General features: G+C 58.6%; 2 protein-coding genes. Both read left to right on the forward strand.

What is annotated here, in order from left to right; translation table 11 throughout:
* On the forward strand, positions 1 to 380 hold a 380-nt coding region (locus tag D6877_RS14365; protein ID WP_178083685.1), incomplete at its 5' end, for an FAD-dependent monooxygenase.
* A gap of 141 nt (positions 381 to 521) precedes the next feature.
* The coding region (locus D6877_RS14370) for an MFS transporter (protein ID WP_178083686.1) at positions 522 to 852 on the forward strand (331 nt) is incomplete at its 3' end.

The following is an 852-nucleotide window of genomic DNA, read 5'->3' on the forward strand; positions in this document are numbered from 1 at the left end:
GCAGTTTTGTCGTCGAGCCAATGCAGTACGGGCGCATGTTTCTCGTCGGCGACGCCGCACATATCGTACCGCCGACTGGCGCCAAGGGCTTGAACCTGGCGGCCAGCGATGTCAGCACGTTGTTCAATATTCTGCTGAAGGTCTATCGCGAAGGCCGCACCGATCTGCTGGAAAAATACTCGGAAATCTGCCTGCGCCGAGTATGGAAAGCCGAACGATTTTCCTGGTGGATGACGTCGATGCTGCATCGCTTCGACGAGCATGATGAATTCAGCCAACGCATCAGCGCGTCGGAACTGGACTATTTTGTCAGCTCGCAAGCCGGGCAAAAAACCATTGCAGAAAATTACGTCGGGCTTCCGTACGAGGCTATCGAATAGCCTGCTATCGACTTACACTGGCGAGCACTTACCCGCTCGCCCTGTCCATGCGGGTCAATCACTGCCCGCAGGTTTTCCGTGACCACTCTCAATCAGCCTGAAACGCCCAAACCGGCCATTCGCAGCGTGCTGGTCGCCTTGATGATGGCGATCTTCCTCGGTGCGCTGGACCAGACCATCGTCGCCGTGTCGATGCCGGCGATCTCCGCGCAATTCAAGGACGTCAGCCTGCTGGCCTGGGTGATTTCCGGTTACATGGTGGCGATGACCGTGGCGGTGCCGATCTACGGCAAGCTTGGTGACCTTTACGGGCGGCGCAAACTGATGCTGTTCGGTATGGGCCTGTTCACCCTCGCCTCGCTGTTCTGCGGCATGGCGCAGAGCATGGAGCAGTTGGTGCTGGCGCGAATCCTTCAAGGCATCGGCGCCGGCGGCATGATCTCGGTGAGTCAGGCGATCATCGGCGACATCG

It is taken from the genome of Pseudomonas sp. Sample_9, assembly GCF_004307535.1.
In the GTDB taxonomy this organism is placed as follows: Bacteria; Pseudomonadota; Gammaproteobacteria; order Pseudomonadales; family Pseudomonadaceae; genus Aquipseudomonas; species Aquipseudomonas mercuritolerans.